The sequence below is a fragment of the Caballeronia sp. LZ001 genome, from assembly GCF_031450875.1.
Classification (GTDB): Bacteria; Pseudomonadota; Gammaproteobacteria; order Burkholderiales; family Burkholderiaceae; genus Caballeronia.
Genome location: NZ_JARTVX010000005.1, coordinates 326,757 through 353,590 on the forward strand (window position 1 = coordinate 326,757; position 26,834 = coordinate 353,590).

Consider the following 26,834-nt stretch of genomic DNA (forward strand, 5'->3'; position numbering starts at 1 on the left):
CGTATTGCCGGCCTCACTGTCAGGCGGTGAGGAAGCTTCGCGAAAACTTCATCGCAACGTGATCTGCTATACACCTCCACCGCTTGATACAGCGATTCCAAAAAGCCGCGAACGTGCCATTCATTTACCGAACTCCAAGCCCTGCGAGCAACGCGCCATCGATCTTGTGATCCGAGCCGCTGATGAAAAGCGCGCGATCCGACACGAGGAACGCGACCAGTTCGGCCACTTCTTCGGGTTCGCCGATCCGCCCGAGCGGATGCGCTGCGCCGAATCGCGCGAAGGCTTCCTCGACGTTCGCGTCCGGTCCGTCGAAGGTTCGCGCGGCGAGTTCGAGAATCGGCGTGCGTACCGATGCGGGGCTCACCGACGTGACGCGAATCTTGTCGGGTGCGAAGTCGATTGCCATCGCTCGCGTCATTGCATGGATCGCGCCTTTAGATGCCACGTAGGCCGCGACGCCTGCCTGACAACTAAAGCCCTGAACGCTCGATATATTGACGATCGCGCCACCGCCGCGCTTGCGCATTTCGGGCACGCCGAAGTGTGCGGTCAGATGAATCGAGCCTACGTTCACGTTCATGCAGCGCGCAAACGTCTCGTGCGATGTCTCGACGAGATCGCCATAAGGATGAATGGCCGCCGAATTGACGATGATATCGAGCCCGCCAAATAGTTCGACCGTCTCGCGCATCGCCGCTTCGACTTGCGCCGGGTCCGACACATCCGCCTTGAGCACGGTCACTTTCAGCCCCGCATCCTCGGCGCGTCGACGCAAGGCGGCGTTCAACGTTTCATCGATGCCTAACGCCGCGACGTGCGCGCCTCCCGCAGCCATTCGCAAGACGACAGACGCACCTATTCCCGATGTTCCCGTGACGAGGGCGATTTTGTTGTCGAGATCATGGCTCATTGCGTGGACTCCGTCATCGTTATCTAGGTCGCGCGTATCGCGCACCAAAGATCTTACGTTAGAGCGTGGTCCCATCGAGCGTCAACTTGTCGTTCGGGAGCGATTCGTGCATCCACGGCACGCGTAGCGAATGGATGGAAAGCACGTAGAGCATCGCATGCTCGTCGTACGAATAATCAAAATCAAACATACGAGGCGTCAATGGCTGCACAAAGCCCAAGGAGAAGAGACGAATGCGACTTCGTACGATGGGGAATGACACCCTTAGCACGATACATCTGAAGGAACGAGCGCAAAGCGGATCGAAGATTCGAGCGCTTGTCTTCGTCACGCTGACGTGCTGGCTCAATGCCGCATTCCCGGCGGCGCAGGAAAAAACGCAAACGCAAACGCACACACACGCGCATAAGCGCGCGCAGAAGCATGCGCGTCATAGCCAGGCAAACGTGAATGCGACAGCAAAAGCGGCAGCCGCGGAACCCGTGAATCTCGACCGCTCCGGCAAGGAACGCAAGGGCAAGGCTTCGTATTACGGCCGAAACTTCTACACGAAGAAAATGGCCGACGGTACACCGATGAATCCGCAGTCCAATTCGGCGGCAAGCAAGACGCTTCCGCTCGGTACGAAAGCGCGCGTGACGAATCTGGAGAACGGCAATAGCGACGTAGTCGAGATCAGGGATCGCGGTCCTTACGTGAAAGACCGGATCGTGGATGTATCGCCGAAAACCGCCGATAAGCTCGGCTTGAAGGAAAACGGCACCGCGCCCGTCGAAGTCAAACCCGTGGAAGTTCCACAGGCCGATGGTACGGTGAAGCCGGGCGCAGGCGCGACTTCCTCTAACTGAACCGGCGCGCGATTATCGGCGTAACGAAGATCGCGCGCGCGGCATCAAAAGTCCGCAGTCACCGACATCAGCAACGTACGCGGTTTTCCCATTGTCAGATAGGCGCCCGTCGTCGACGACCAGTACGATTTGTTCGTCACGTTTTCAACCGTGGCGCGCAGCGTCGTTACGTGCTTGAACACGGTCGTCGTATAGCGCGCGCCGAGATCGAAGCGGTCCCACGCGGGTATCGATAAATGGTTGGCCGCGTCCAGATACTGATTGCTCGTGTGGATCCACGCCGCGTTGAAGGTCAGGCCGGGCACCCAAGGCAGATCGTATTCGCCGCCCAAATTGAAGAGATAACTCGGCACACCAATGGGCCGATAACCATCGGTTGCGCCGCCGTTCGTGTCGAGTTGCTTCGCGTTCAGCAACGTCGCGCCCGCGAGCACGCGCACGCCCTTGAGCGGTTCGCCATACACCGACATTTCGATTCCGCGATGCCGTTGCGTTCCGTTCGTGGCGAAGATGTTGTTCGTGCTGTCCGTGTACGCCGTGGGCTGCTCGATCTGGAACAGCGCGAGCTCCGCGCCAAACCGATTCGTATCGTACTTCGTGCCCACTTCGTATTGCTTCGTGCGATTCGGCGAGAGCGTCTGCCCGACATTGGCGGCACCGAACGGCGCCGTCTGTCCTGCCGCGAGCGACTCGGCGCGATTCGCGAAGAGGGAGATCGTGTTGGTCGGCTTCACGACGAGACCGAAGATCGGCGTGTTGATCGACTGATCATAGGTGTTCGAGATCGCGTCCGTGCCGACCGTATAGTTGTTCTGATGCAGTTGCTGATGACGCGCGCCGATGGTGAAGAGCACGCGGTCGTTGAGGAAGCCGAGCGTATCCGATACTGCGAAACTGCGCGTGAGGATGCGGTCCGCGAGACCCGGATCGGAGAAACTGCCCGCGACGAAGCTCGTCGCCGCCGGTTCCGGCACGACGCCGCCGCCATAGAGCGTCGTCGGGAAGGGCCCGCTGAAGGCGAATGCCTCGCGGTCTTCGACGCTCGTGATGGCAAAACCCGCCGAGACGAGATGCGAGACCGGACCCGTCACGAAGCGGCCGCGCACGCCGGCTTCGCCGGACAGCGCGTCGGTGGTGCGCAATACGTCGCCGCGCGTGCTCGTGGTGCCCGTGAGCGCGTTGAAGGTCGGTGACGAATACGTGCCGTCCTCGTGTGTGCGCCGGATGCCGCCACTCGCGTATGCGGTCCATCCAGGCAAGAAGTCGTATTCCGCGCGCGCTATGCCTACCGTGTCTTCCAGCGTGCTATGCGTCCATGGCTGCGCGAAGTTGTGCGTGGCGGACAGCGGCTCGGGCACCACGTCGCCCGTGACGGAAACCGTCGAGCGGCCCTGGTCGATGTTCTTGCGCTGGTAAAGGAAATCGCCATACAGCCTCAGCTTGTCGCCGCGCCAGTCGAGCGAAACGGCGGTGGTCTGGTTATGGCGGAACTCGTCGTCGATGCTGGTTTCGCCGCCGTCTATCGAGCCATTCACGCGAACGCCGAATTGTCCTTCGCTGCCGAAGCGCCGGCCCACGTCGACGTGCGTGCCGATCTGACCGGACGCGCTGCCATCGACGGTGACGCGCGTGAGAGGTTTATCGTCGGCGCGCTTGAGTTCGAGATTGATGCCGCCGCCGATTGCCGAGCCGGTCGGCGACGCGCCGTTCAGGAACGCGTTGGCGCCTTTGAATACGTCGACGCGTTCCAATACATCAGGCGAGACGAGCTGACGCGGCGTGATGCCGTATAGGCCGTTGAGCGAGATGTCGTCGCCGTTGAGCTGGAAGCCGCGAATCACGAATACTTCAGAGAAGTTGCCGAAGCCATATGCGGGACGAACGGCGGGATCGTGCGCCAGCAGATCGCCGATGGTGCGCGCTTGCGAATCCTCGATCGCTTTCGCCGTATAACTCGTCATGCTGAACGGAACATCGATGAGCTTCTGACTGCCCAGCACGCCGAACTGGGCGCCGCGCGCAACCTGTCCGCCCGCGTATGCGGGTTCGAAATCGCCGGGAAGCGTTTCGGCGACGCCGCGCACGTTCACGGCGGGCAGCGCGGTGTCTGCATTGGCCGGCGATGCCTGCGGCTCCGTTTGCGCTCGTGCGGTGACACTTAACGAGGCGGGCAACACGGCGCAGACAAAAAGTCGAAGAACCGCCGCATGAACTTTGCGAACGCGCGGGCGCGACAGAGCAGTTGCTGACATAGCGAAGAAAATCCGAAGGAGAACCGCTGTTAGAGGTGCTATGCGTTGCCACGTGTGGTGCTGAGAAGATGCGATGCGGTCGTCGCGAGAGGACGGATGCATGCGTGCTGCGATTCTAGTGAAATGCGAACGATTCGCATATACGTTTTTTCAAGCGCGTCGAACGGTGTTGCAGGTCGACAACCGAAAGCGTTTGTGTCGATCGATCGGCAGATAGACGATTTTTCAATCAACAGAGGATTGCTTCAGTCGCTCCATGCGCGATGCGACGAGCGCCTCGGCATTGCATGCAAGCTTCGTCATGCGCAGGCCGCACGTCCATGCGAGACGCGAGAGAACGAAGGCATCCGCGTATGTCGTCAGACCGGCAAGGGGTACGCCGAGCGATGCATCCGGAAGCAAGCGTTCGTGCCATAGCAAGCCGGCATCGTTTCGCCATGCAACGACGCGCGCACCGTTCAAGCTCGCGCGATGCGCAAACGCGCGGCTATCCGAGCAACGTTCATCGCATACGACAAGGAGACGCATGCGTGCCGCCTTCGTATCGCCGATGCTTTCGACGGCCCACGCATACGCCGCCGCCAGGGATACGCCAGTCAAGAATTCGCGGCGGGCGGGTCTCATCGAGCATCCTTCGACCGAGCGGCAGGCCAGATACCCTGCTTGCCGGGCGACAGAATGCCATTCGGATCGAGCGCGGTTTTCAGCGTGTTCGTGAGCCGCATCAACGCGTGGTCGTTGAAGTCATATTGCGAAGCCGCAAGGTCCATATACGCGAGATGCGTGCGATATTGGCCATAGCCGGCCTGGCCCGCATCCTCGATCAGCGTGCGCACCAGCGTGCCCGCAGCATTTGTTCGAGCGCTGTCGTCGCGGTCGAAAATGGCCGCGAAGATGTGATGCATGTGACGCCGTTCCGCCGTGAAGCCGCCGTAGTAATCGAAGCCGAACTGCGCGGCGCGGTCACGCACCATCATGTATTGCTTGGTTGCATCGGCGCCGGTTGGCGGGCATATCGGCGAGAAGTCGACATGCGCGCCCGAACCGCCGCGCCAGTTCAGCATGTTGAACGCATCGAGTCCGGGAATGCCGACCTGACTGCGATCGCCGCCGCCTGTCGGTTCATCGGATGCGTCGCGATAGGGCATGTCGAAGAGGCGTGCATCGGCAATCGATGCAAAGCGCCGATGGATGATGTCGCGCCGCACGTTGACCAGTTCGCGCGGTCCATAAAGACAGAAGCGCAGGTTCCAGCGGCCGATGTCGATGTCGCGCGCCATTGCGTCAATGGCCGCTTCGGGCATCGCACCGGGGCCGTCGTACCACCGCTTGCGTGTCGATACGCCCGCCGCCCAGCGCACCGCGCTTTCGATGACAGCGCTGCTCTGTATCGTGTCGTCCAGCTTCAATGGCCGCAGCGTTTCGACGATCCGTTCGAGGTCGGTATCGCGTTTGAAGGCATAGCGCGCGATCATGTAGCCCTCGGGCTCGGGCATGAGCCACACGCCGAGCTTGGTCACAATGCCCAGATTCGACTGCGCGAACATGGCGTCATAAGAAGGACCGAAACCGGGCTTGAACACTTGCCAGTCGCGGCTCGCGTTCATGGCGCCCATGCCGGTGCGCACGACATCGCCGTTTGCAAGCACTACTTCCATGCCGCATTGCATCGCGGCGTGGTCGCCATACGGCGTCGTGCCGTAACCGCGCTCGAGCGTGTTGCCGATGACGCTGCCCCAGCCCGCCGCTGGCGGATCGAGCCATAAACGCGTACCACGCGCCTTCAATTCACGATACAGGTCGTAGTAACTCACGCCGGGTTCGACGAGCGCATAAGCCAGCTTTTCGTCGATCTCGAGTATGCGGTTCATGCGTTGCAGATCGAGCACGACGCTGCCCGCAAGCCTTGGCGCCGCGCCGCCGTAAGCGAAGTTGCGTCCCGTCGATACGCTCCACAGCGGCACCTTGAATCGGTTCGCCACTTGCAGGACCGCGCGGATCTGCTCCACGCTTGATGGCATGACGACCGCTGACGCTTGCCACATGCGGGCATCGCCGGGGGCGAAAGGATCGAGATAAGCAGGCTGCGCCTCATTGAACGGAAGCACGGCGGCGCGGCCAACTATGTCGATGAACGCAGTCAGCGCGCTTTTAAATTCGCGCGGAGGCGGCGTCGCCACCGCGTGGGTCAATAGCCGCCGCTGCTGCCGCTGCTCGATGACGTGCCCGACGAGCTTGCACCGGCGCCGTCGGTCTGGCAGCCAGCGAGGGATAGGGCAAGCACGGCAAGCAATAGCGAAAACGCACGAATGAGTTTCATGGGTCACTCCAGGTCGAATAGCTACGAGGCGGCCGCAAGACACGGCATCCTCCATCTAAACGAACCGGGCGCGCGGAATATTCCCTTGGTTCTGCTCTCGTTTATTCGAGTACGGTGTTAGGCGTCGCGCTGAACGACATGAAGCGGGCGATGGACCATTGACCGTCCGGTTGCCGCTGGAAAATGTCCATGCCTGCTTCTTCGGTCACGCTCTCTTTGTCACCCATGCGGGCGGTGAGCGTCCAGAACAATCGCACGATGGCGATATCGCCGGAAACGATGATCTCGCGAATGTCGGGGCTGTCGTATTGCAAGCTTAGTCCGGGCTTTGCAAACAGCACCGCGAGCTTCCTGCAGATCGTGTCGCGATTGCCATCGAGCGCTTCCGGGACGGTCGAGACCAGGTCGGGCGCGAAGATATCGCAGACGCCTTTGGCATCGCGCGCGTTGAAAGCCTTTGACCATGCTTGCAGCCTTTGCGCGATCGCGGCCTTGTCGGCGTTTGCATCGGCGTGAGCAGGCGTCGTCACGACAATACTCGCAAGCATTGCACCGGTCGTCAGCACTCTCTTGATCATGAAAACGCTCCAAGTCGACAAGACCCGATGGCGATTCTAAGTGAGATGTATGGTGTCGAGCGGCATCCGGGGTGCTCTGCTTCTTCCCTTACTTCCACGGTTCGCGCTGTCCGGCGCTTTGCCACGGCAGCGAATTCGATCCCGGCGTGATCGAGTGCCGATCATGTTGAGCGAATTATCAATCCAGACGATCGCACCTAAGATGCTTTTTCGTCACTAACCCAAGGAGCATCGCCATGAACATCGAAACACGCGGAGCGAGGATTCACGTCAAGGAACAAGGAAGCAGCGAGCCGGCACTCGTGTTTCTCCACTACTGGGGCGGATCGTCACGGACATGGGACGGCGTTGTCGGCGCATTGTCGAACGCTCGACACACCATCGCGCTCGATCATCGTGGATGGGGCGAATCCAGCGCGACCGAGCAAGCCTACGCAATAGCCGATCTTGCAAACGACGCAGCAGACGTCGTCGAAGCACTGCACTTGCATCGCTACATCCTGATCGGCCATTCGATGGGCGGCAAGGTCGCGCAATTGCTCGCATCGCGCAGGCCTCGCGGATTGCAGGGCGTCGTGCTTATCGCGCCCTCGCCGCCCTCGCCGATGCAGCTTCCCGATGCCCAGCGAGCCGCGATGGCCGCAGCCTACGACTCGCGCGAATCGGTCGAATGGGTCATGGATAACGTGCTCACCGCAAGTCCGCTTGCACCCGAGTTGCGCGAGCAAGTGATTGCCGACAGCTTGCGTGGCGCGCCGCAAGCCAAGGCGGCGTGGCCGAACGCCGCCATGCTCGAAGACATCACGAATGAAGTCGGGTCGATCAGTGTTCCCGTCACGGTGATCTCAGGCGAACTCGACCAGGTGGACCGCGTCGAGACCTTGCGTAAGGAACTGTTGCCTCGCATAGCGGACGCGCGCCTTCATGTCTTGCCCGGCATCGGGCACTTATCGCCACTCGAAGCGCCAGCAGCCGTGGCTGCGCTTATCGAAAAGTTCATCGACGAACTGCAAGCGCGTTGAACGGAATCAGCGTGACGTGCGGTCCCAAGGCGGCTCGTCGCCGAACGCGGCGACTAAACTATCGAGCAGAAGCCGCACTTTCAGCGGCATATGTCGTGCGCTCGGATAAACCGCCTGAATCGCCAACTCCGGCGTCCGATAGTCCGGCAGCAGCGCGACGAGATTCCCCCGCGCGATGTGTTCGCCGAACACGAAGGTCGGCCCATACGCGATACCCGCGCCCGCAAGCGCCGCAGCCAGCAGCATCTGCGTGTTGTTCGCGGCCATGCGGCATGGCCCGTCGATGACATGTGCGCGGCCTTTCGTATCGGCGAGCGTCCAGTCTCCCACCGACACCGCTTCGCTGAACGCGAGTCGCGGCGCTTGCCGCAAGTCGTCGGGGTTACGCGGCGTGCCGTGTCGTTCGACATAGCCGGGCGACGCGCAGATGACCATTCGACACGGCGCGAGCCTGCGCGCGACGAGGCCGGAGTCGTTGAGGCGACCGATACGTATCGCCACGTCCACGCCGGCTTCGAGCAGATCGACATAGCGGTCGTTCAACGACACTTCTATCGTGACATGCGGATGCTGCTCAAGATATGCAGCGAGGACATCGCCGAGATGCATCGCTCCGAACGTGACGGGCGCCGCGATTCGCAACACGCCACGCGGCGTGTCCTGTGCGTCGCTCGCCTCGCGATTGGCCTCTTCGTAGGCTTCGAGGATGCGTTTGCATCGCTCGTAATAGTGTTGGCCGACCTCGGTCAGACTCAGCTTGCGCGTCGTGCGATGCAGAAGCCGCGCGTTCAGTTCGGCTTCGATTGCGCTCACGTACTTGCCGGCCATCGCGGGCGATAACCCGAAACGTCGCGCGGCAGCGGCGAAACTGCCGCCATCGACGGTCGCGACGAATACTTCGATGCCGGTCAGGCGGTCCATGCGTTCCTCGGCTTTCGTGGCGGGATTGACCTGGTGCCGCGTGATCTTCTCACGCTTCGCTTACGTCTAACCTTACTCGACAACGAGACCTCGCGGGGTGTCGGGCTCATTCGCTTCGTCGGCACCGGAAAAGTCGGCGCAATGTTCCAGATAATGCGCGAGACGCCCGGCGATTGCCGTGCTGTCGTCCTCCGCCGCGAGTCTTTCCAGCGCATACGCACGCATCGATTTCGATAACCGGTAGCGCACGACGGGGCCGTCATATTCGACGATCAACAGCGATTTCGCGGCGAGTTCGCTAGCGGCGTCGATCACGGTTGCGAGCGCGAGTCCGTCATCGCATGCGACAGCGCACAGGGCTTCGAACGAAAACGAGTCTTCGAAAACGGCCATCCTGCGCAGCAAGGTCTTCTCCTGCGCGGCGAGCGGCCCGTAGCTCCAGTCGAAATTCGCACGCAACGTCTGATGACGCGGCAGCGCGGTGCGGTATCCGCCAGCGAGCATGGACATACGGTCGTCCAGCCGCCGATGAATATCTTCGAGGCCGAGCGCGGCAAGACGCGCCGTCGCCAGTTCGATGGCAAGCGGATTGCCGTCGAGCCGCCGGCATATCGTCCCTATGCGGCCGATCTGCGCGCTGTCGTCGCCGAGATTGCGCTGCACGGCGCGGCCACGGCGGAGAAAGAGCCGCACGGAAGCATGTTCGAGCGTTTGCGCATCCGTCGATCCGGCGCGCGGCACGTCGAGCGGATCGACGCGATAGAGCGTCTCGGACATGATGCGCAATGGCTCGCGGCTCGTTACCAGAACGCGGATGCCGTCATTGGCGGCGGCGAGCGCATCGACTATTTGCGCGGCATGCGCGATCACATGCTCGGCATTGTCGATGAACACGAGCCCACGCTCGGGCAGCGACGAGAAGTCGAGCGGCTCGTGTTCCGCCAAACCGCATGCGCGCGCGATGGCTTCTTGCAGCGAGCGCGGGTGGTCGAGTCGCGCGAGATCGGCGAAGAAGATCGGCTCTGCGCGCGCCGCTGTCCATTGACGCGCCGCTTCGAGCGCGAGCGCCGATTTGCCGATGCCGCCTGCGCCCACGAGCGTGAGCACTTGCGTCGCGGCGAGCATCGTGGAAATACGGGCAAGCGCGTCTTCTCGTCCGATGAGTTCCGGTCGAGCGAAACGCGCCTCGGCATGCGGACACGAAGGTCTGACAGTTCGCCTTGTCAGTCTGTACCCACGGCCCGGCACGGTCACGATAATGTCGCGATCGCTGCCCAGGTTTTTACGCAGGCTGGATAAGTGAACCTGGATATTGTTTTCTTCGACGACGGTGCGCGGCCAGACTGCGCTCATCAATTCGTCCTTGGTGACGAGGCGCCCTTCCGCTTTAGCCAGCACGACGAGAATATCGAATGCGCGCGAGCCCACGGACATGATCTCGCCTTGACGGTGCAAGGTACGTGCTTCGAGGTCGATCCATATGCCGCCCAGATCGATAATGCCGCTGTGCGATCCGGGTAAGGGCAACTCGGCAATGGCGTTCATGGTGTCGTTCCGTTTGCGATGGATGTCCGATCACATAACCGATCCTATGCTTCCCAGCCTTTGCGCCCGATGAGAAAATCATTAAGCTTAGTTAACTCCGCGCCTTCATTAGTAATTCGGGAATACCTTGCCATTTTCCGCGCGCACGTTAACTTAATTTAATAATGACCGGATTTATGCGCGGACCATGCGGGCGCATAATGCACGGCGGGAAGCCCTGTACTCGAAAATCAGAGTGCGCTTCGAGCCTGTTACGAGCCATAAAATGAAAATCCTGGTCATCGAAGACAACGAGCAAGTCGCCGGATTCTTGCGCAAGGGTTTGGCCGAAATGGGCCATGTCATCGATTGCGCGGACAATGGCCGCGACGGCATGTTTCTCGCGGCCGGCGAGACCTACGATTCGATCATCTTGGACCGCATGCTGCCGGGCGGTATCGACGGCCTCGGCATCATCTCGGCGTTGCGCGCGACCGGCAACAAGGTGCCTATCCTCATTCTGAGCGCGCTTGGCGAAGTGGATGAACGCATTCGCGGCCTCAAGGCCGGCGGTGACGATTACGTCGTCAAGCCCTTTGCGCTGGGCGAAGTCGCGGCGAGGCTCGACGCATTGACGCGACGCTCGCAAGAAAACCTCGTGGACACGGCGTTGAAGGTAGGCGATCTGAGCATCGACCTGCTTTCGCGCAAGGTCGTGCGCGCGGGCAAGGCTATCGTGCTCAAGCCGCGCGAATTCAAGCTGCTCGAATATCTCATGCGCCACGCGGAACAAGTCGTGACGCGCACCATGCTGCTGGAGAACATCTGGGAATATCACTTCGATCCGCAGACCAACGTGATCGACGTGCACATGAGCAAGCTGCGTCAGAAGATCGATACCGGCTTCGACAAGTCGCTGCTCCTGACCGTCCGCAATGCCGGCTGATATGCTGACCGCAGAAGCGTAGCGGGAGGGCGCGAGCATGCTGGAACTGCGGAACTTCGAGCGGCGAACCCTGTGCGATGACGGCGAGTTCGTCCTGTCGCGGCTGTGGCGTCGCGAAGACGCGCAGACCTGGCTTGCCGTGGCGCTGCCTGTGGCGCACGTGGCGCAAGTCGTGGAGAGTCAGGCGCGGCTCACGCGTGCGTTCGAACTGCGCGCGCTACTCGACAGCCCGGTTCTCACGCGGCCGCATGCGCTGGTGGAGTTGCGTGGCGCGGCCACGCTTCTGCTCGAAGATCGCGGCGGTGTTTCGCTTGCATCGATATCTGCGGGAACGCTCGGCGTGCATGAGAGCTTGCGCATCGCGGTGAATCTTGCAGCGGCGCTCAAGGTGCTGCATGCGCGCGGCATCATGCACAAGGACTTGCGACCGGCCAACATACTCGTCGATGTAGCGAGCGGCGAAGTGGCGCTCACGGGTTTCGGACGCGCATCGAGAGCAACGCGCGAACGTCCCGCAACGGAACTCGCGCCCGTGACCATGGACGCGCTCGCTTACCTTTCGCCCGAGCAAACGGGGCTCACGAATCGCGGTGTGGATTCGCGCTGTGACTTGTATTCGCTCGGCGTCGTTTTCTACGAGATGCTCGCGGGCAAGCTGCCGTATCGCGCCGCGTCGCCCGCCGAATGGCTGCATTGTCATATAGCGCGTCAGCCGATTCCGCTTGCCGAACAAGCGCCTCACGTGCCGCGACAGTTGGCCGCCATCGTCGCGCGGCTCCTCGCGAAAGCCGCCGAGGAACGCTATCAGACCGCGCTCGGGCTCGAACACGATTTGCGCCGCTGTCTCGATTCATGGCAACGCAGCGAGCGTATCGAAGCGTTCACGCCGGGCGAGCACGACGCGCCCGAACATTTGCTCATTCCCGAACGCCTTTACGGACGCGAAGTCGAAAGCGCGGCGCTCGCGAACGCATTTCAGCGCGTGGCGCAGCAAGGTCGCTCGGAATTCGTGCTGGTGTCGGGCTACTCGGGTATCGGCAAATCGGCGCTCGTTGGCGACCTGCAAAAGAGGCTCGTGGCCGGTAACGGGCGCTTCGCATCAGGCAAGTTCGATCAATACAAGCGCGACATTCCCTACGCCACCCTCGCGCAATCTTTTCAGCAATTGATCCGCCAACTGCTCGACGATAAAGCCTTCGACCTGCCGTCATGGCAGGCGCGTCTTGCCGATGCGCTTGGCGCGCATGCGCAACTCATCGTCGATCTCGTGCCGGAACTGGAACGTGTGATCGGTCCGCAACCCGCTGTGCCGGCGCTCGGGCCACGCGAGGCACATGTGCGTCTGCAAGCGGTGCTCACGCGTTTCATCGGCACGTTCTGTGGTCCAGGCGAGACGCTCGTGCTCTTTCTCGACGATCTCCAATGGCTCGATTCCGGCACGAGCAGTTGGATCGAATATATGGCGGCGTCCGCGGATACGCGTCACGTGCTCTTCATCGGCGCGTATCGGGACAACGAAGTGGGTCCCACGCACACGCTCTCACGCGTGCTCGCGACGGTGCGCGAAACCAGCACGCCGCTGCATCTCATTCTGCTGGCGCCTCTTGCGCCCGGCGATGTATCGAATCTGCTGACCGACACGCTGCATGCCGACGCCGCTGAAGCAGAACCGCTCGCCAGCCTGCTATTCGACAAGACCGGTGGCAATCCCTTTTTCGTGGTGCAGTTCCTGCGCATTCTCGAAGAAGAACGGCTGTTGCATTTCGACCGCGATACACGCGTCTGGCGCTGGGACATCGACCGCATTCGTGCGGCGCGTTTTGCGGAAAGCGTCGTCGATCTGATGGTGGAGCGCATTGCGCGCGCGTCGCAAGCGACGCAAGACATGCTGAAGTGGTTCGCGTGTCTCGGCAACGCGGCAACGGATGCGACGCTCGCGCAAGTGTGCGCCGATGCCGTAGGCGACATCGACGCCGCGCTCGGCAATGCGGTCGAAGCAGGTCTCGTGTATAGGCGCGAGAACGGTTATGCATTCGTTCACGACCGCGTGCAGGAAGCAGCCTACGCGATGATTCCGCCGGGCGAGCGCGCGCTCGCGCACTTGCGAATCGCGCGAATGTTCGATGCGACCGAAGCGCATGACGCCGAGGCCGACATCTTCGAGATCGTCAATCAGTACGATCGCGCGATCGCATTGGTCGATAACGCGGCGGAACGCGAGCGAATCGTCGAGCTCAATTTGCAGGCGGGCAAGCGCGCGAAGGCTTCGTCGGCGTTCGGTTCCGCCTTGACGTACTTCTCGACGGGAAGCGATCTTCTCGATACCGCTCGATGGCACGACGACTACGCGCGCAAGTTCGCGCTGGAAAGCAACCGCGCCGAGTGCGAGTTCCTGACAGGCGATACCCAAGCCGCGTGCAAGCGATTGACCGAACTCGCCGAGCGGGCAAGCACGCTGCCGGATCGCGCCATTGTCACGTTCCTGCGCGTCACGCTCTACACCGCGCTCGATCAGATGCAGCTTGCCGTGCAAACGTGTCTGGAGTATTTGCGGCACGTCGGTATCGAGTGGGAGCCGCATCCGGGACGAGCCGCCGCGCGCCTCGAATACGACGCGCTGCTTCGGCAGATCGGCTCGAAGCCGATCGAACGCCTGATCGACCTGCCCTTGCTCGAAGCGTCCGATCTCGCCGCCACGCTCGATGTGCTCACGGCCGTGCTGCCGCCCGCGTTCTTCAGCGACGAAGACCTCGTCTGCCTGGTGCTGTGCCGCATGGCGAATCTGAGCGTGGCGCACGGCAACAGCGATGCATCGTCGCTCGGCTATGCCTATCTCGGCATGGTGACCGGCCCTATCTTCGGCGACTATCAGGCGGGGTTCGGCTTTGGACGCCTGGGACTTGCGCTCGTCGACGAACGCGCGCTCGACCGCTTCAAGGCGCGCGTCTACATGTGCTTCGCGTATCACGTCACGCCGTGGACGCGGCACATTCGCACGAATCTGCCCTTGTTGCGCCGCGCGTTCGATGCCGCGACGGAGAGCGGCGATCTGACTTATACGGGCTTCAGCAGTTGCACGTTGATCACGAGTCTGCTGGCTGCGGGCGAACCGCTTGCAGACGTGGAGCGCGAGGCACAAGAGCGGCTGTCGATCGTGAAGAGCGCGAAGTTCGGGCTTATCGTCGATATCATTACTTCGCAGTTGCGGCTGATCGGTCACTTGCGTGGCGACAGCGTGCTTCTCGCGGGGTTCGACGAAGCCGAGTTCGAGCGCCGCCTCGAAGCCGATGCCAGTCTCGCGATTGCCGCATGCTGGTACTGGATTCGCAAGCAGCAATGGCTCCATTTCGCCGATGACATAGCGGGCGCCGCCGCCGCGGGCGATAAAGCCAGGCCGCTCTTGTGGACCTCCGCCGGCCACTTCGAGATGGCCGAGTACTATTTTCATGCGGCGCTGGTGCTTGCACGCATGCACGATCCGCGCAGACACGATGTGTCGGCGACACTGGCGGAGTATCACGGCAAGTTGCAGGTCTGGGCCTATCACGGTCCGGCGAATTTCGGCTGCCGGGCGGCGCTCGTGGAAGGCGAAGTCGCGCGCATCGAGAACCGGCCGTTCGACGCGATGCGTCATTACGAAGACGCTATCGCGCTCGCACGCGAACATCGCTTTGTGCAGATCGAAGCGCTGGCCCATGAAACGGCCGCGCGCTTTTACATCGAACGCGAATTCACGACTATCGCTCATGTCTATCTGGGCCATGCACGGCGCGCGTATCTGCGCTGGGGCGCGATGGCGAAGGTTCACGCGCTGGAGCGGCTTTATCCGGAACTCGTCGAAAGCCCTGCGGAAAGCCTGACGGCAAGAAATGTCGTGGCGGAACGCTTCGATGTGGAAACCGTCGTGCAGGCGTCGCAGGCAATCTCAGGCGAGATCGTGCTCGAACGGCTCTTGCGCACGCTCATGACCATCGTGCTCGAACATGCGGGCGCGCGTCGCGCGGTGCTCGTCTTGCCGCGCGAAGAGAAACTGTGGATCGAGGCGCAGGCCGTATCTGGCAGGGACGGTGTGCAGGTCCGCATGGAAAGCGCTCCGATGACGCCGCGTGAATTGCCGGTATCCATCGTGCACTTCGCCATGCGCATGCGGGAGCGCGTGCATATTGACGACGCCACGTTGCCCAATGAATTCTCCGCCGACGAGTATCTGCGTTCGAGCGGCGCGCGCTCGGTGCTCGTCGTGCCCATCATCAAGCAGGCCAAGCTCAAGGGCGTGCTGTATCTCGAGAACGATCTCGCGCCCGGCGTGTTCACGGCAGCGCGTATCACGGTGCTGACACTGCTTGCGTCGCAGGCGGCTATTTCGCTCGAGAACGCATCGCTCGAACAGAAGGAGGCCATGCTCGAAGAGAAGGAAGCGTTGCTTCACGAAGTGCATCATCGCGTGAAGAACAATCTGCAACTCATCAGCAGCCTGCTCAATCTGCAGGCTTCGCGTGTAGAAGACAAGGCGGTAGCCGAACTCTTCGCCGAAAGCCGCAACCGTGTGCGATCGATGGCGATGGTGCACGAAAACCTTTATCGTGCTGGCAATTTCGCTCGCATCATGATGGCGCCGCACGTGAGGAACCTGTGCAAGCATCTCGCGCAGGCTTACGACATGCGGCGTCTCGGCGTGGACATGGACGTGGTCGTCGACGATATCCAGCTCGACATGAATCGCGCGGTGTCGTGCGGGCTCATCATCAACGAGCTCGTGTCCAATGCGCTCAAACATGCGTTTCCGGAGGGACGCGGCGGACTGTTGCGTATCGAGCTTCGTATCACGGACAAGGACCGTTGCCGCCTCGTGATCGCTGACGATGGTGTGGGACTGTCGCCCGCGTTTTCGCTCGATCAGGCCGACACGCTCGGGCTGCAACTCGTGCATGATCTCGCGCATCAATTGCACGGCAATGTCGATGTGAACCGCGCAGGCGGCACGGTCTTCACCATAGCCTTCGAAGCCGAAGCAAGCTGACCTCAACGAACGATGGCACCTGCACGCATCCTGATTGTGGAAGACGACCGAGTGGTCGCCCGCGATATCGCCCAGCAAATGATCCGCAACGGTCATACGGTGGTCGGCTCGACCGCGCGCGGCGAAGATGCGCTCGTGCTGGCGAAGGAAGTGCGTCCCGATCTCGTGCTCATGGATGTGCGGCTCGAAGGCAAGCTCGACGGTATCGACGCGGCGCGGCTTCTGCGCGAGCAATTCAGGCTGCCAGTCGTGTTCCTGACCGCTTATGCCGACGAGGAAACCGTGCAGCGCGCCACCACGGCCGAGCCGTTCGGTTATGTGCTCAAGCCATTCGACGACACGCAATTGCGCACCGTGGTCGAGATGGCGCTCTACAAATACGCGGCCGAGCGGCGCATGCGCGAAAGCGACGAGCGCTATGCGGTGACGCTGTCGAGTATCGGCGATGGTGTGATCGCCACGGACCCGGAAGGGCGCATCGACTTCATGAACGCGGTGGCCGAACGGTTGACGGGCTGGCCACGCAATGAAGCACGCGGCCGCTTGCTAGGCGAGGTCTTTTGTGTCGTCGATGAAATCACGCGCGAGCCGGTGTCGTCGTTCTTGCGCGCGGATGAAGACATCGGCTTGCCGAGCCGCAATCTGTTGATCGCGCGTCACGGCCAGGAAGTGCCGGTGGAAGCGAGCGGTTCGCCTATCGTCGATGAACGCGGCGAAGGGCTCGGCATCGTGTTCGTGTTCCGCGATGTCACGCAACGGCGGCGCGCGGAAGAAGCGGAGATTTTGCGTGAGACCAATGCACGATTCGAAGCGGCGATGTGCGGATCGAATGTCGGCGTATGGGAAATCGACATGCCCGATGGCGATTTCCGCCACGGCAAGGCACGCTTCTCGAACATCTGGGAATGGCTCGGCTATGGCGGTAAGGAGCCGTTGCTCGACTACGAGTCGTACATGAGCGTGGTGCATCCGCAGGAACGGGCCGCGACCGAAGCGGCCGTCGAGCGTTACCTCGAACATGCGGATGGCGTGTTCGAGATGGAGAACCGCCTCTTGCATAGCGATGGCAGCGATCGCAAGGTGCTGGTACGCGGCATGGCAAGGCGCGATGCGAGCGGTAAGCCCGTGCGCTTCGTCGGGAGTCTGGTGGACATCACCGAGCTCAAGCACGCCGAGAACGAACTACGCGCGAGCGAGGAACGCTTTCGCGGCACCTTCGAGAACGCGGCCGTGGGTATTGCGCATTGCGACCTCGAAGGCCGCTTTTTGCGCGTGAATCAGCGTGCTTGCGAGATCGTCGGATACGAACGCGATGCGTTGCTCGGCAAGCGCCTGCGCGATGTCACCGACGACGACTTCGTGACCGGAAGCCTGCAACGCTATTTCATGTTGACCGAGGGCGGCGTTTCGCATTACTCGGAAGAGAAACCGCTCGTGAGACGCGACGGTCAGCGCGTGTGGGTCAATTTATCGGTGGCGCTGCAATACGACTCTTCCGGGCACACGAGTCACACCATCGCCATCATTCAGGACATCTCGGCGCGCAAGGCACTGGAAGATGCGGTGCGCGTGGCGCGCGACGCCGCCGAAGCGGCCAACAAGGCGAAGGATCAGTTTCTCGCGAATATCAGCCACGAATTGCGCACGCCGCTCAACGGCATTCTCGGCTATGCGCAAATCTTGCGACGCGATGAAACGTTGAGCCGCAGACAGTTGTCTAGTCTTGGCGTGATCGAACAGAGTGGCGAGCATCTTCTCATGCTCATCAACGATTTGCTGGACTTCGCGCGCATCGGTGCGGGCAAGCTCGAAATGCAGGTGCGCGATGTGCCACTCGGTCCGTTTCTCGATGTCATCGCGGAGATCGTCGGCGTGCGCGCCCAGCAAAAGGGCCTGCAACTCCACTATCATGCGGCGCCGAATCTGCCGCGCGCGATCAGCGTCGATGAAAAGCGCTTGCGTCAGGTGTTGCTCAATCTGCTCGTCAATGCAGTGAAGTTCACGGATCAGGGCGAAGTCAGTCTCGCGGTTTCGGAAATATGGCCCGGACGTCTGCGCTTCGAAGTGAAGGACACGGGAATAGGTATCAGCCCCGACCGGCTCGATGTGATCTTTCAGCCCTTCGAGCAGGCGGGCGAACTCACGCGTCGGAGCGGCGGCGCGGGACTCGGTCTTGCCATCAGCCGGCAACTCGTGCGCATGATGGGAAGCGATATCCACGTCGCGAGTTCGCTTGGCCGAGGCAGCGCGTTCTGGTTCGAACTCGACGCGCCCGGCGCCACGGCGCAACCCGTGCCCGCGATTCTGCCGGTGGGTGTCACGCGCTATGAAGGCCGCGAACGTCACATACTCGTGCTCGACGATGTCGCGGCCAATCGCATCCTGCTCGTCGATACCTTGCAACGTAGCGGCTTTCGCGTATCGCAAGGAGAAAACGGCCGCGAGGGACTTGCGATGGCGAGCGAGGACCGGCCCGATCTGATCGTCGTCGATACGCTCATGCCGGTGATGGGTGGCATCGAGATGCTGGAGCGTCTGCGCGCGCTGGAAGCGTTACGCGACGTGCCGGTGATCGCCGTATCGGCCGATGCGTCGCGCGGCAATGCGCAGGCCAATCTCGCGGCGGGCGCCAATGTGTTCATCGAAAAGCCGCTGAACCTGCATGTGCTGCTCAAGGAAATCACCGGCCTTCTGGCGTTGCAATGGGCGCCGCGCACGGGAAGACATGCTCGGGCCGACGAAGCGCTCGTCGTGCCACCGCCCGAGGAAATGGCGCTGCTGCATCGCTTTGCGCTGCTCGGTTCGATGCGCGACATCATTGAGCGGGCCGAGCATCTGACGGTACTCGACAAGCGCTATGAAATTTTCGCAACGCGTCTGCGATGTCTTGCCGCCGGGTACGAATCGCAAGCGCTGTTGTCCCTGATCGAAGAACATCTGGACCCAAGCTCGTGAGTACGCAAGACTTACCCGATACCGCCACGCCAGTCGTTCTCGTTGTCGACGATACCGCAACGAATCTCGGCCTCGTGGTCGATGCGCTCGAAGGAAACAACCTGCGCGTGACCGTTGCGCGCGATGGCCGCGAGGCGCTGGGCCGCGCCGAACTCGTGCAGCCCGATCTGATTCTGCTCGACGTGATGATGCCCGGTCTCGACGGTTTCGAGACCTGCCGTCAGCTCAAGGCCAACCCGAACACGCGCGACATTCCGGTCATCTTCATGACCTCGCTCACGCAGACCGAGGACAAGATCACGGGCTTCAGCGCTGGCGCCGTGGACTTCGTCACCAAGCCACTGCACATGGAGGAAGTCGCCGCGAGAGTGCATACGCATCTCAAGTTGCGGGCCTTGCAGAAGTTGCAGCGCGAGCAGAATTTGCGGCTTCAGGAAGAGGTCAACACGCGCAAGCAGGCGCAGGAAGCGCTGATCGAAGTCATCAACGGCGTGCGCAACGTGTCGAATGCAATCGCCCATGATTTGCGTACGCCGCTTGCCGAACTGCGTTCGCGTCTCGAAGTGCTGATGATCGGCTTGCGCAAGGAAGGGAATGAAGCCACGCTCGCGCAACTGGAGCCCGCGCTTGCGGATGTCGATCGCGTGATCGGCATCTTCAATGCGCTCTTGCGGCTCGCCGAAATCGATGCGGGCGTGCGTCGCTCGGGTTTCGAGTCCAGCGATTTGCTCGCCATTGTCTCGGATGCAGTCGAGTTCTATCAGCCCGTGGCGGAACTGCGTGGCGTGACGCTTTCCATGACGCAGGCGGACGAACTGTATGCTGTGGTTGATCCCTTGCTGCTGGCGCAGGCTATCGGCAATCTGATCGATAACGCTATCAAGTTCGCGCGTGAAAATGGCGAGGTCGAAGTGTCGCTCCTGGCGCGCGATGACGGCATAGAGTTATCCGTATCCGACGATGGCCCCGGTATTCCCGACGCGGAAAAGCACAAGGTCACCGAGCGGTTCTATCGCGGCGACGCGAGCCGTGGGACGCCCGGTGTGGGACTTGGGCTCGCGCTCGTCAAGGCGGTGGCGACGTTGCATCACGGCAAAATCGAATTCGCCGATAAGCATCCGGGATTAAGCGCGGTACTGACTATTCGGTCGGCTGACATGCTCGCTTCGTAGCGAGCATGTCACGTGCAGCATCAGCTTTGCAAGAACGCCAGCAGATCCGCATTCACGCGATCGGCTTCCGTCGTGCACATGCCGTGCGGCGCGCCAGCATAAACCTTTAGCGTCGCGTTCTTCACGATCTCCGCCGTGCGTCGTCCCGACGCTTCTATCGGCACGATTTGATCGTCGTCGCCATGCAAAACGAGCGTGGGAATGTCGATTTTCTTCAGATCATCGGTGTAGTTCACTTCCGAGAATTGCTTGATGCACTCGTACTGGCCTTTGATCGAACCCATCATGCCCTGCCGCCAGAACTCGTCGATGTTGCCTTGTATGACCTTCGCGCCGTCACGGTTGTAGCCCAAGAACGGTACGGCCAGATCCTTGAAGAATTGCGAGCGATTCGAAGCCGTATTGTCGCGGATGCCGTCGAACACCGACATCGGCAAGCCGAGCGGATTACTCTCGGACTTGAGCATCATCGGCGGCACCGCTCCGATCAGCACGGCCTTCGAGACGCGCGCGCTGCCATGACGTCCGATGTAATGCGCAACCTCGCCGCCGCCCGTCGAATGGCCGACGAGCATGGCGTCCCTCAGATCGAGCGCGTCGAGCACGGCGGCGAGATCGTCCGCATACGTGTCCATGTCGTTGCCTTCCGAAGTCTGGTCGGAGCGGCCATGACCGCGACGGTCATGCGCAATGACGCGGTATCCCTTCTGCGCCAGAAACAGCATTTGCGGGTCCCATGCATCCGCGCAAAGCGGCCAGCCATGCGAGAAGACCACCGGCTTGCCGCTGCCCCAGTCCTTATAAAAAATATTCGTGCCGTCCTTGGTCTTTACGGTGCTCATGGCGTGTCCTTTAGCGATGTTGGTCGAGCGCGTGCGCTAAGAATCATTCCTTGAGCGCGACGCGTGGACCGAATCTTAGCCGCGTGGAAGACGCCTGAACTTGAGAAAAGATTAATTGTTCTTAAGGCGGTTTAATCGCGGTGCATGCTCCCGCCAGCGAAAGGCGAAGTCCTGAAATTCATTTCCTGAAAATCCCACGCGCTAAAGATTGAAGTGCATTTTCTTAGCGAATATTCGTTAAGAACAATTAAGGGATTTTTCAAGGACTCGGCGAAGACGCGTGGCTATCATCCATCTCAATCCTTCCAGCCGCTCACCCGAGCACGGCATGTTCGTCCTGACTGCCGCATCTTTTCCAACGGAGCCTGCAAATGCCGCAAGAACTATTGACCCCGGATACCTGCGCGGTTGCGCTGATCGACTATCAGCCGCAGATGTTTTTTGGCACGACCTCGCATGAACGCACCACCATCCTGCATAACGTGCAGGCTATCGCCAAGGCGGCGAAGTTGTTCAAGGTGCCGACCATTCTCACTACCGTTGCCGCCAAAACCTTTAGCGGCGACATGGTGCCCGAAGTGCAAGACGTGTTTCCGGAGCAGCAGCCGGTCGACCGTACCTCGATGAACTCGTGGGAAGACGCGGGCTTTCGCCGAGCAATCGAAGCGACGGGCCGCAAGAAGATCGTGCTCGCGGGTCTTTGGACGGAAGTATGCGTGACGTTTCCGACCGTGCAGATGATCGCGGAAGGCTATCAAATCTACGTCCCGACCGATGCTTGTGGCGACATCACGCACGAAGCGCACGAACGCGCCGTGCAGCGAATCATCCAGGCCGGCGCGGTGCCAATGACGTCGCTTCAGTTCATGTTCGAACTGCAACGCGACTGGGGCCGCACCGAGACTTACGAAGGTTGCATGGACATTCTCAAGTCGCATAGCGCGTATGGCATCGGCGTGCGTTATGCGAAATCGATTCTCGGCGAACACGCAAGCGAAGCGGGCTGAATCGGCTCGCAGTCGTATCGAAAAGGCTGGCGCGAAGTTCATCGCGCCGGCTTCCAGCAAGCGCCGCGTCGCGGCACGCCTCACACGAGAACGCCCATGAATTCAAGCACGAGCTCAGGCACGGGTTCAGGCACGCCCGCGCGCGCCGATACCGTATTCTTCAACGGCAAGATTGCCACGCAGGACGACAAGCGTTCGTTCGCGGATGCACTCGCGGTTGCCGATGGCAAGGTCATCGAAGCAGGATCGCGTGAAGTCGTGATGCGTCATGCGAACGACGCGACGCGCCTCATCGATCTCAACGGGCGCACCGTGATTCCCGGCCTCAACGATTCGCATCTGCATGTCATACGCGGCGGCCTCAACTTCAACATGGAGTTGCGTTGGGATGGCGTTCCGTCGCTTGCGGACGCGCTCGACATGCTGAGGAAGCAGGTTGCACGCACGCCCGCCCCGCAATGGGTGCGCGTGGTCGGCGGCTGGAACGAATTTCAGTTTGCGGAGCGCCGTGGTCCGACGCTCGAAGAGATCAACGCGATTGCACCGGACACGCCGGTGTTCATCCTGCATCTGTATGACAGCGCATTGCTCAACGCGGCGGCCTTGCGCGCGGTCGGCTATACGAAGGAAACAGCCGATCCGCCCGGCGGCGAAATTCAGCGCGACAAGCGCGGCAATCCGACCGGCATGCTGATTGCGCGGCCCAACGCGGGCCTTCTTTACGCGACGCTCGCCAAGGGTCCGAAGCTGCCGCCCGACGAGCAGCGCAATTCCACGCGCCACTTCATGCGCGAGTTGAATCGTCTTGGCGTGACGAGCGCGATCGATGCAGGCGGCGGATATCAGGCTTATCCCGACGATTACGCGGTCATCATGGACTTGGCGAAGCACAACGAATTGACCGTGCGTATCGCGTACAACCTCTTCACGCAGAACGCGAAGAAGGAGATTGAAGACTTCGCGAAGTGGGTGAAGATGACGAAGCCCGGCGAAGGCGACGACTTCCTGCGCGTGAACGGCGCAGGCGAAATGCTGGTGTTCTCGGCGGCTGATTTCGAAGACTTTCTGGAACCGCGCCCCGACCTGCCCGACACGCTCGAAACCGAACTCGAAGCGGTAGTGCGTCTGCTCGTTGCAAACCGCTGGCCGTTCCGTCTGCATGCCACCTATAACGAATCGATCGAACGCTTCCTCAATGTGTTCGAACGTGTGAATGCCGACATTCCCTTCGATGGCTTGCGCTGGTTTTTCGATCATTGCGAGACCATCACGCAGAAAAATATCGACCGTGTAAAGGCGCTTGGCGGCGGTATCGCAATCCAGCATCGCATGGCGTATCAAGGCGAGTATTTCATCGCACGATACGGCGAGGAAGCCGTGAAGCGCACGCCGCCTATCCGCCACATGCTCGATGCCGGTCTGCCCGTGGGCGCGGGCACCGATGCCACGCGCGTGGCGAGCTTCAACCCGTTCGTCTCGCTTTATTGGATGGTGTCGGGCAAGACGGTCGGCGGCACGGCCATGTACAACGGCGCGAACAAACTCGACCGCATGGAAGCGTTGCGCCGTTATACCGTTGGCAGCGCGTGGTTTTCAAGCGAGGACGATCGCAAGGGCGCGCTCGTCGCGGGGCAGTTCGCGGACTTCGCGGTGCTATCGGAAGACTTCTTCACCGTCGATGAAAGCCGCATCAAGTTTCTCGATTCGGTCATGACCGTGGTGGGCGGCAAGGTCGTCTATGCGAGCGACGAGTTCACCCCATACGGTCCCCCGGACTTGCCGGTGAGTCCGTCATGGTCGCCGGTTGCGGAGTTCGGCGGTTATAGCCGTTACAAGCCGACCGCGGTTGCCTGCGTGGACGGTTGCGTGAATCTTTGCAACGTGCATGCGCATGCGCACGGTTTCGCGTGGCGCAAGAACGTACCTGTCAGCGACTCGAACGGCTTCTGGGGCGCGCTGGGATGCAGTTGTTTCGCGTTTTGAACAAGGGCGACTGACGCGATGCCGACCCTGACCGACGGCCTGCTCTTCGGCATCGCGATACTCGTCGTAGACTTCCTCGCGTGGCGCTTCATGGACCGAAGAAGCGAGCCTATGCGGCTTGCGTTTCGTGCGTCCATGTTCGCGTTATCGACGTGGGTGTTGTTCGCGCACGGCATGAATCCGCTCTTTGCGGCGCCCTGGCCCAACGAACCGCTGCGGCATCTGCTTGCGCAAGTGCTGGAGTTGATGTGGTGGCTGCAAGGCGCGCGGCTCGTCACGATCATGCTCGACCGCATCGTGCTGCCCGAAGCGTGGCACAAGGAGCGGCTCTTTCAGGACGTGCTCGGTGCGCTCGTCTATCTGGCTGCCGCGGTCGCGGCCGTTGCGTTCGTGTTGCAGCTGCCCGTGCGCGGGTTGCTGGCGACCTCGGGCGCGGTGGCCATTGTCATCGGACTTGCAATTCAAAGCACGCTCAACGATGTGTTCTCGGGCATCGTGCTCAACGCGACGCAGCCGTTTCGTCTGGGCGACTGGATCACTATCGGCGATGCCGAAGGCAAGGTCGTCGAGAGCAACTGGCGCGCGACAAGCCTGCTCAACGGGCAGGGCAACATCGTCGTGATCCCGAACAGCGTCGCGGCGCGCACGAACATCGTTAATTCGAATCAGCCGTTCGATACGAACGGCATCAGCGTCGTGCTCTCGGTGGATCCATCGGTGCGTCCCGCTGTCGTGCTCGATGCGCTCGGCGATGCCGCAGCGAGTTGCATCGACGTTATCGGCCGTCCCGCGCCGGTCGTAAGTGTGCGGCGCGCGACCGAAGACGCCATCGAATACGAGATTCTTTGTTACGTCGATTCGCTCGACAAGAAAGTTTCGGTGCGCAGCGATCTCTTCGATCTGGCGCATCGGCATCTAGGTTCGCGTGCGGTCGTGTTGCGTCCGTTGTCGGCGCCACGGCAGACGACGCAAGCCATCGACGAGAAGCTCGTGTTGTTGCGCGACGTGACAATCTTTCATACGCTCGATGCGGACGAACTGAACGAGCTCTCCAAACGCCTCACACGTCATGTTTTCGAAGTGGGCGAAACGGTGTTTGCAGCGGGCAGCGACGAAGGTCAGGCGTTGCACATCATTGCGCGTGGCGTGGCAAGCGTGACGGTGCCGAAAGCATCGCACGATCTCGAAGTGCGAAGACTTGCACCCGGCGATTCCATCGGTCAATCCGGCATTCTCGCGGGCGTGCAAAGCGATGTGACCGTGCGTGCGACGACGCGCGTCGTCGTGTACCGGCTCGACAAGGAGGCGCTCACGCCCATCCTCGCGCGACGTCCCGAGGTCACGAGCGAGATGTGCAGGCTGCTTTCCGAGCATCGTGCGAGCGACCAGATGTTGCGCGCGGCGCCTGCCGGGCAGGCATCGGAACATAGCAGTCTTTTCGGATGGATTCGCGAGAGCGTGAAGCGTTTTCATCAATTGACCTTTTGAGGTCTTAAGGTTTTTTAAGCTTTATCCAAGGCCAATTATCAATCGGCTTGCTAGGCTTTCCCTTAAGGGAGAGACAGCGTTTCTTCTTTAGGAAAGGATGGAACAGAGAACATGGGCTATGTCATTTCACTCGGTGTGGGCTTCGCGGTCGGCCTGCTCTACTGGCTCTTGCGCGTGCAGTCGCCCGCGCCGCCTTTGATCGCGCTAGCGGGACTGCTCGGCATGGTACTCGGCGAACACGCAATACCGGTCGTGAAGTCGCAGTTCTTCGCGCAAACCGAAAGCGTGAACGTCGTATCGAAGGACAAGGCAGGCACGTCGCGTGAAGGCGGCTGAGGTTTCACCGGAGAATTCCCTTGAAAGAGCATGAAGAGACGGTGCTCGCGTTCATAGCGGGATACGTCGATACGCTGGGATTCGTCGCGTTGTTCGGCCTCTTCACGGCACATGTGACGGGCAACTTCGTGCTGATCGGCGCGGAGGTCGCGGGCGTGGGGCAAGGCGTGCTGCTCAAGCTGCTGGCGTTTCCGGCGTTCATCGTCGGCGTGGGATCGGCGAGCGTGGCGGCAAAGATCATGAAGGCACGTGGCGACGCCTACATCGCCGCAGCATTGCATCTGTGGCAAGCGTTGCTGTTGTTCGCGTTCTTCGGCACAGGACTGCTCGCGTTGCCTATCGATGACGCATCATCGGGCATGGTGCTGCTCTGCGGCGTGTTGGGCGCCACCGCAATGGGCGTGCAGAACGCGCGCCCGAAAGTCTTGCAGAAGCCCGGGCTGCCCAACACAGTGATGACCGGCAATGTCACGCAGATCGTGCTCGATCTGGTCGATCTCGCGCATCGCGGTTCGCATCATGCAGAAGGGCCGCAAGTGCTCACGCGTTTGCGCGCCACGCTCACGGCCATGCTTGCCTTTGCCATCGGCGCGGTGGGCGGCGCGCTCGCCTTCGTGCATCTCTCGTTCTACGGCCTGATCTTGCCCATCGCGCTGCTTCTGTTGCTCGCATGGCCGCCGCGCGTTGCCCGGACGGCGTGACTTACG

The 26,834-nt window shown here is 61.2% G+C and carries 21 protein-coding genes; 11 read left to right on the forward strand and 10 right to left on the reverse strand.

What is annotated here, in order from left to right:
* Window positions 1-124: 124 nt before the first annotated feature.
* Complete coding sequence (locus tag P9292_RS38030; RefSeq protein ID WP_250467879.1) at window positions 125-913, reverse strand: SDR family NAD(P)-dependent oxidoreductase; 789 nt, start codon at window positions 911-913, stop codon at window positions 125-127.
* 58 nt (window positions 914-971) lie between these two features.
* Window positions 972-1,103, reverse strand: coding sequence for a hypothetical protein (locus tag P9292_RS38035; RefSeq protein WP_255784979.1), 132 nt, complete (start codon window positions 1,101-1,103; stop codon window positions 972-974).
* A 43-nt stretch (window positions 1,104-1,146) separates the two neighbouring features.
* Here P9292_RS38035 and P9292_RS38040 point away from each other — a divergent pair, with 43 nt between their 5' ends.
* Window positions 1,147-1,761 (forward strand): septal ring lytic transglycosylase RlpA family protein, encoded by a 615-nt coding sequence (locus P9292_RS38040; protein ID WP_309964701.1) that lies wholly within the window; start codon window positions 1,147-1,149, stop codon window positions 1,759-1,761.
* A gap of 44 nt (window positions 1,762-1,805) precedes the next feature.
* Here the strand turns inward: P9292_RS38040 and P9292_RS38045 are convergent, their stop codons facing one another.
* The 5 genes from P9292_RS38045 to P9292_RS38065 form a co-directional block, all read right to left on the reverse strand.
* Window positions 1,806-4,013, reverse strand: a complete 2,208-nt coding sequence (locus P9292_RS38045; RefSeq protein WP_309964703.1) for a TonB-dependent siderophore receptor — start codon at window positions 4,011-4,013, stop codon at window positions 1,806-1,808.
* A 225-nt stretch (window positions 4,014-4,238) separates the two neighbouring features.
* Window positions 4,239-4,637: a hypothetical protein gene (locus tag P9292_RS38050; RefSeq protein WP_309964705.1), complete on the reverse strand. Its 399-nt coding sequence runs from the start codon at window positions 4,635-4,637 to the stop codon at window positions 4,239-4,241.
* The gene (locus P9292_RS38055) at window positions 4,634-6,205 is read right to left on the reverse strand and encodes an FAD-binding protein (protein ID WP_409015488.1); all 1,572 of its coding nucleotides are present in this window, start codon (window positions 6,203-6,205) and stop codon (window positions 4,634-4,636) included. The genes P9292_RS38050 and P9292_RS38055 overlap by 4 nt, the downstream gene beginning before the upstream one ends.
* Complete coding sequence (locus P9292_RS38060; RefSeq protein WP_284507915.1) at window positions 6,202-6,333, reverse strand: hypothetical protein; 132 nt, start codon at window positions 6,331-6,333, stop codon at window positions 6,202-6,204. Before P9292_RS38060 ends, P9292_RS38055 begins: the two co-directional genes overlap by 4 nt.
* A 101-nt stretch (window positions 6,334-6,434) precedes the next feature.
* Entirely contained in the window at window positions 6,435-6,911 is a 477-nt protein-coding gene (locus P9292_RS38065; RefSeq protein WP_309964708.1) for a nuclear transport factor 2 family protein, read from the reverse strand.
* A 236-nt stretch (window positions 6,912-7,147) separates the two neighbouring features.
* Between P9292_RS38065 and P9292_RS38070 the strand changes: the two genes are divergently transcribed.
* Entirely contained in the window at window positions 7,148-7,933 is a 786-nt protein-coding gene (locus tag P9292_RS38070; protein WP_309964710.1) for an alpha/beta hydrolase, read from the forward strand.
* A gap of 6 nt (window positions 7,934-7,939) precedes the next feature.
* Here P9292_RS38070 and P9292_RS38075 read toward each other — a convergent pair whose 3' ends face one another.
* Window positions 7,940-8,854, reverse strand: coding sequence for a LysR family transcriptional regulator (locus P9292_RS38075; protein WP_250511686.1), 915 nt, complete (start codon window positions 8,852-8,854; stop codon window positions 7,940-7,942).
* A 72-nt stretch (window positions 8,855-8,926) separates the two neighbouring features.
* Entirely contained in the window at window positions 8,927-10,399 is a 1,473-nt protein-coding gene (locus P9292_RS38080) for a winged helix-turn-helix domain-containing protein (RefSeq protein ID WP_309964712.1), read from the reverse strand.
* 265 nt (window positions 10,400-10,664) lie between these two features.
* On the opposite strand from P9292_RS38080, the gene P9292_RS38085 reads away from it, so the two are divergent.
* The 4 genes from P9292_RS38085 to P9292_RS38100 are packed head-to-tail and all read left to right on the forward strand — an operon-like array spanning window position 10,665 to window position 20,471.
* Window positions 10,665-11,324 carry a response regulator transcription factor gene (locus P9292_RS38085; RefSeq protein ID WP_309964714.1) on the forward strand — a complete coding sequence of 220 codons (660 nt, stop codon included), beginning with the start codon at window positions 10,665-10,667 and terminating at the stop codon, window positions 11,322-11,324.
* 37 nt (window positions 11,325-11,361) lie between these two features.
* Complete coding sequence (locus P9292_RS38090; RefSeq protein ID WP_309964716.1) at window positions 11,362-16,344, forward strand: AAA family ATPase; 4,983 nt, start codon at window positions 11,362-11,364, stop codon at window positions 16,342-16,344.
* Between the two features lie 12 nt (window positions 16,345-16,356).
* Window positions 16,357-19,299 carry a PAS domain S-box protein gene (locus P9292_RS38095; protein WP_309964718.1) on the forward strand — a complete coding sequence of 981 codons (2,943 nt, stop codon included), beginning with the start codon at window positions 16,357-16,359 and terminating at the stop codon, window positions 19,297-19,299.
* Window positions 19,296-20,471, forward strand: coding sequence for a hybrid sensor histidine kinase/response regulator (locus P9292_RS38100; RefSeq protein ID WP_250527193.1), 1,176 nt, complete (start codon window positions 19,296-19,298; stop codon window positions 20,469-20,471). Before P9292_RS38095 ends, P9292_RS38100 begins: the two co-directional genes overlap by 4 nt.
* A 20-nt stretch (window positions 20,472-20,491) precedes the next feature.
* Here P9292_RS38100 and P9292_RS38105 read toward each other — a convergent pair whose 3' ends face one another.
* A complete protein-coding gene (locus P9292_RS38105) occupies window positions 20,492-21,313 on the reverse strand; it encodes an alpha/beta hydrolase (protein WP_309964720.1) in 822 nt (273 codons plus the stop codon).
* 371 nt (window positions 21,314-21,684) lie between these two features.
* Between P9292_RS38105 and P9292_RS38110 the strand changes: the two genes are divergently transcribed.
* From P9292_RS38110 to P9292_RS38130, 5 genes are all read left to right on the forward strand, one after another.
* Entirely contained in the window at window positions 21,685-22,320 is a 636-nt protein-coding gene (locus P9292_RS38110) for a hydrolase (RefSeq protein ID WP_309964722.1), read from the forward strand.
* A gap of 96 nt (window positions 22,321-22,416) precedes the next feature.
* Window positions 22,417-24,303 (forward strand): amidohydrolase, encoded by a 1,887-nt coding sequence (locus P9292_RS38115; RefSeq protein ID WP_250467890.1) that lies wholly within the window; start codon window positions 22,417-22,419, stop codon window positions 24,301-24,303.
* An 18-nt stretch (window positions 24,304-24,321) separates the two neighbouring features.
* Window positions 24,322-25,791: a mechanosensitive ion channel family protein gene (locus P9292_RS38120; RefSeq protein ID WP_250467891.1), complete on the forward strand. Its 1,470-nt coding sequence runs from the start codon at window positions 24,322-24,324 to the stop codon at window positions 25,789-25,791.
* A gap of 111 nt (window positions 25,792-25,902) precedes the next feature.
* Complete coding sequence (locus P9292_RS38125) at window positions 25,903-26,127, forward strand: DUF1427 family protein (protein ID WP_244831210.1); 225 nt, start codon at window positions 25,903-25,905, stop codon at window positions 26,125-26,127.
* Window positions 26,128-26,147: 20 nt separating this feature from the next.
* The gene (locus P9292_RS38130) at window positions 26,148-26,828 is read left to right on the forward strand and encodes a YoaK family protein (RefSeq protein WP_309964725.1); all 681 of its coding nucleotides are present in this window, start codon (window positions 26,148-26,150) and stop codon (window positions 26,826-26,828) included.
* Window positions 26,829-26,834 lie beyond the last annotated feature (6 nt).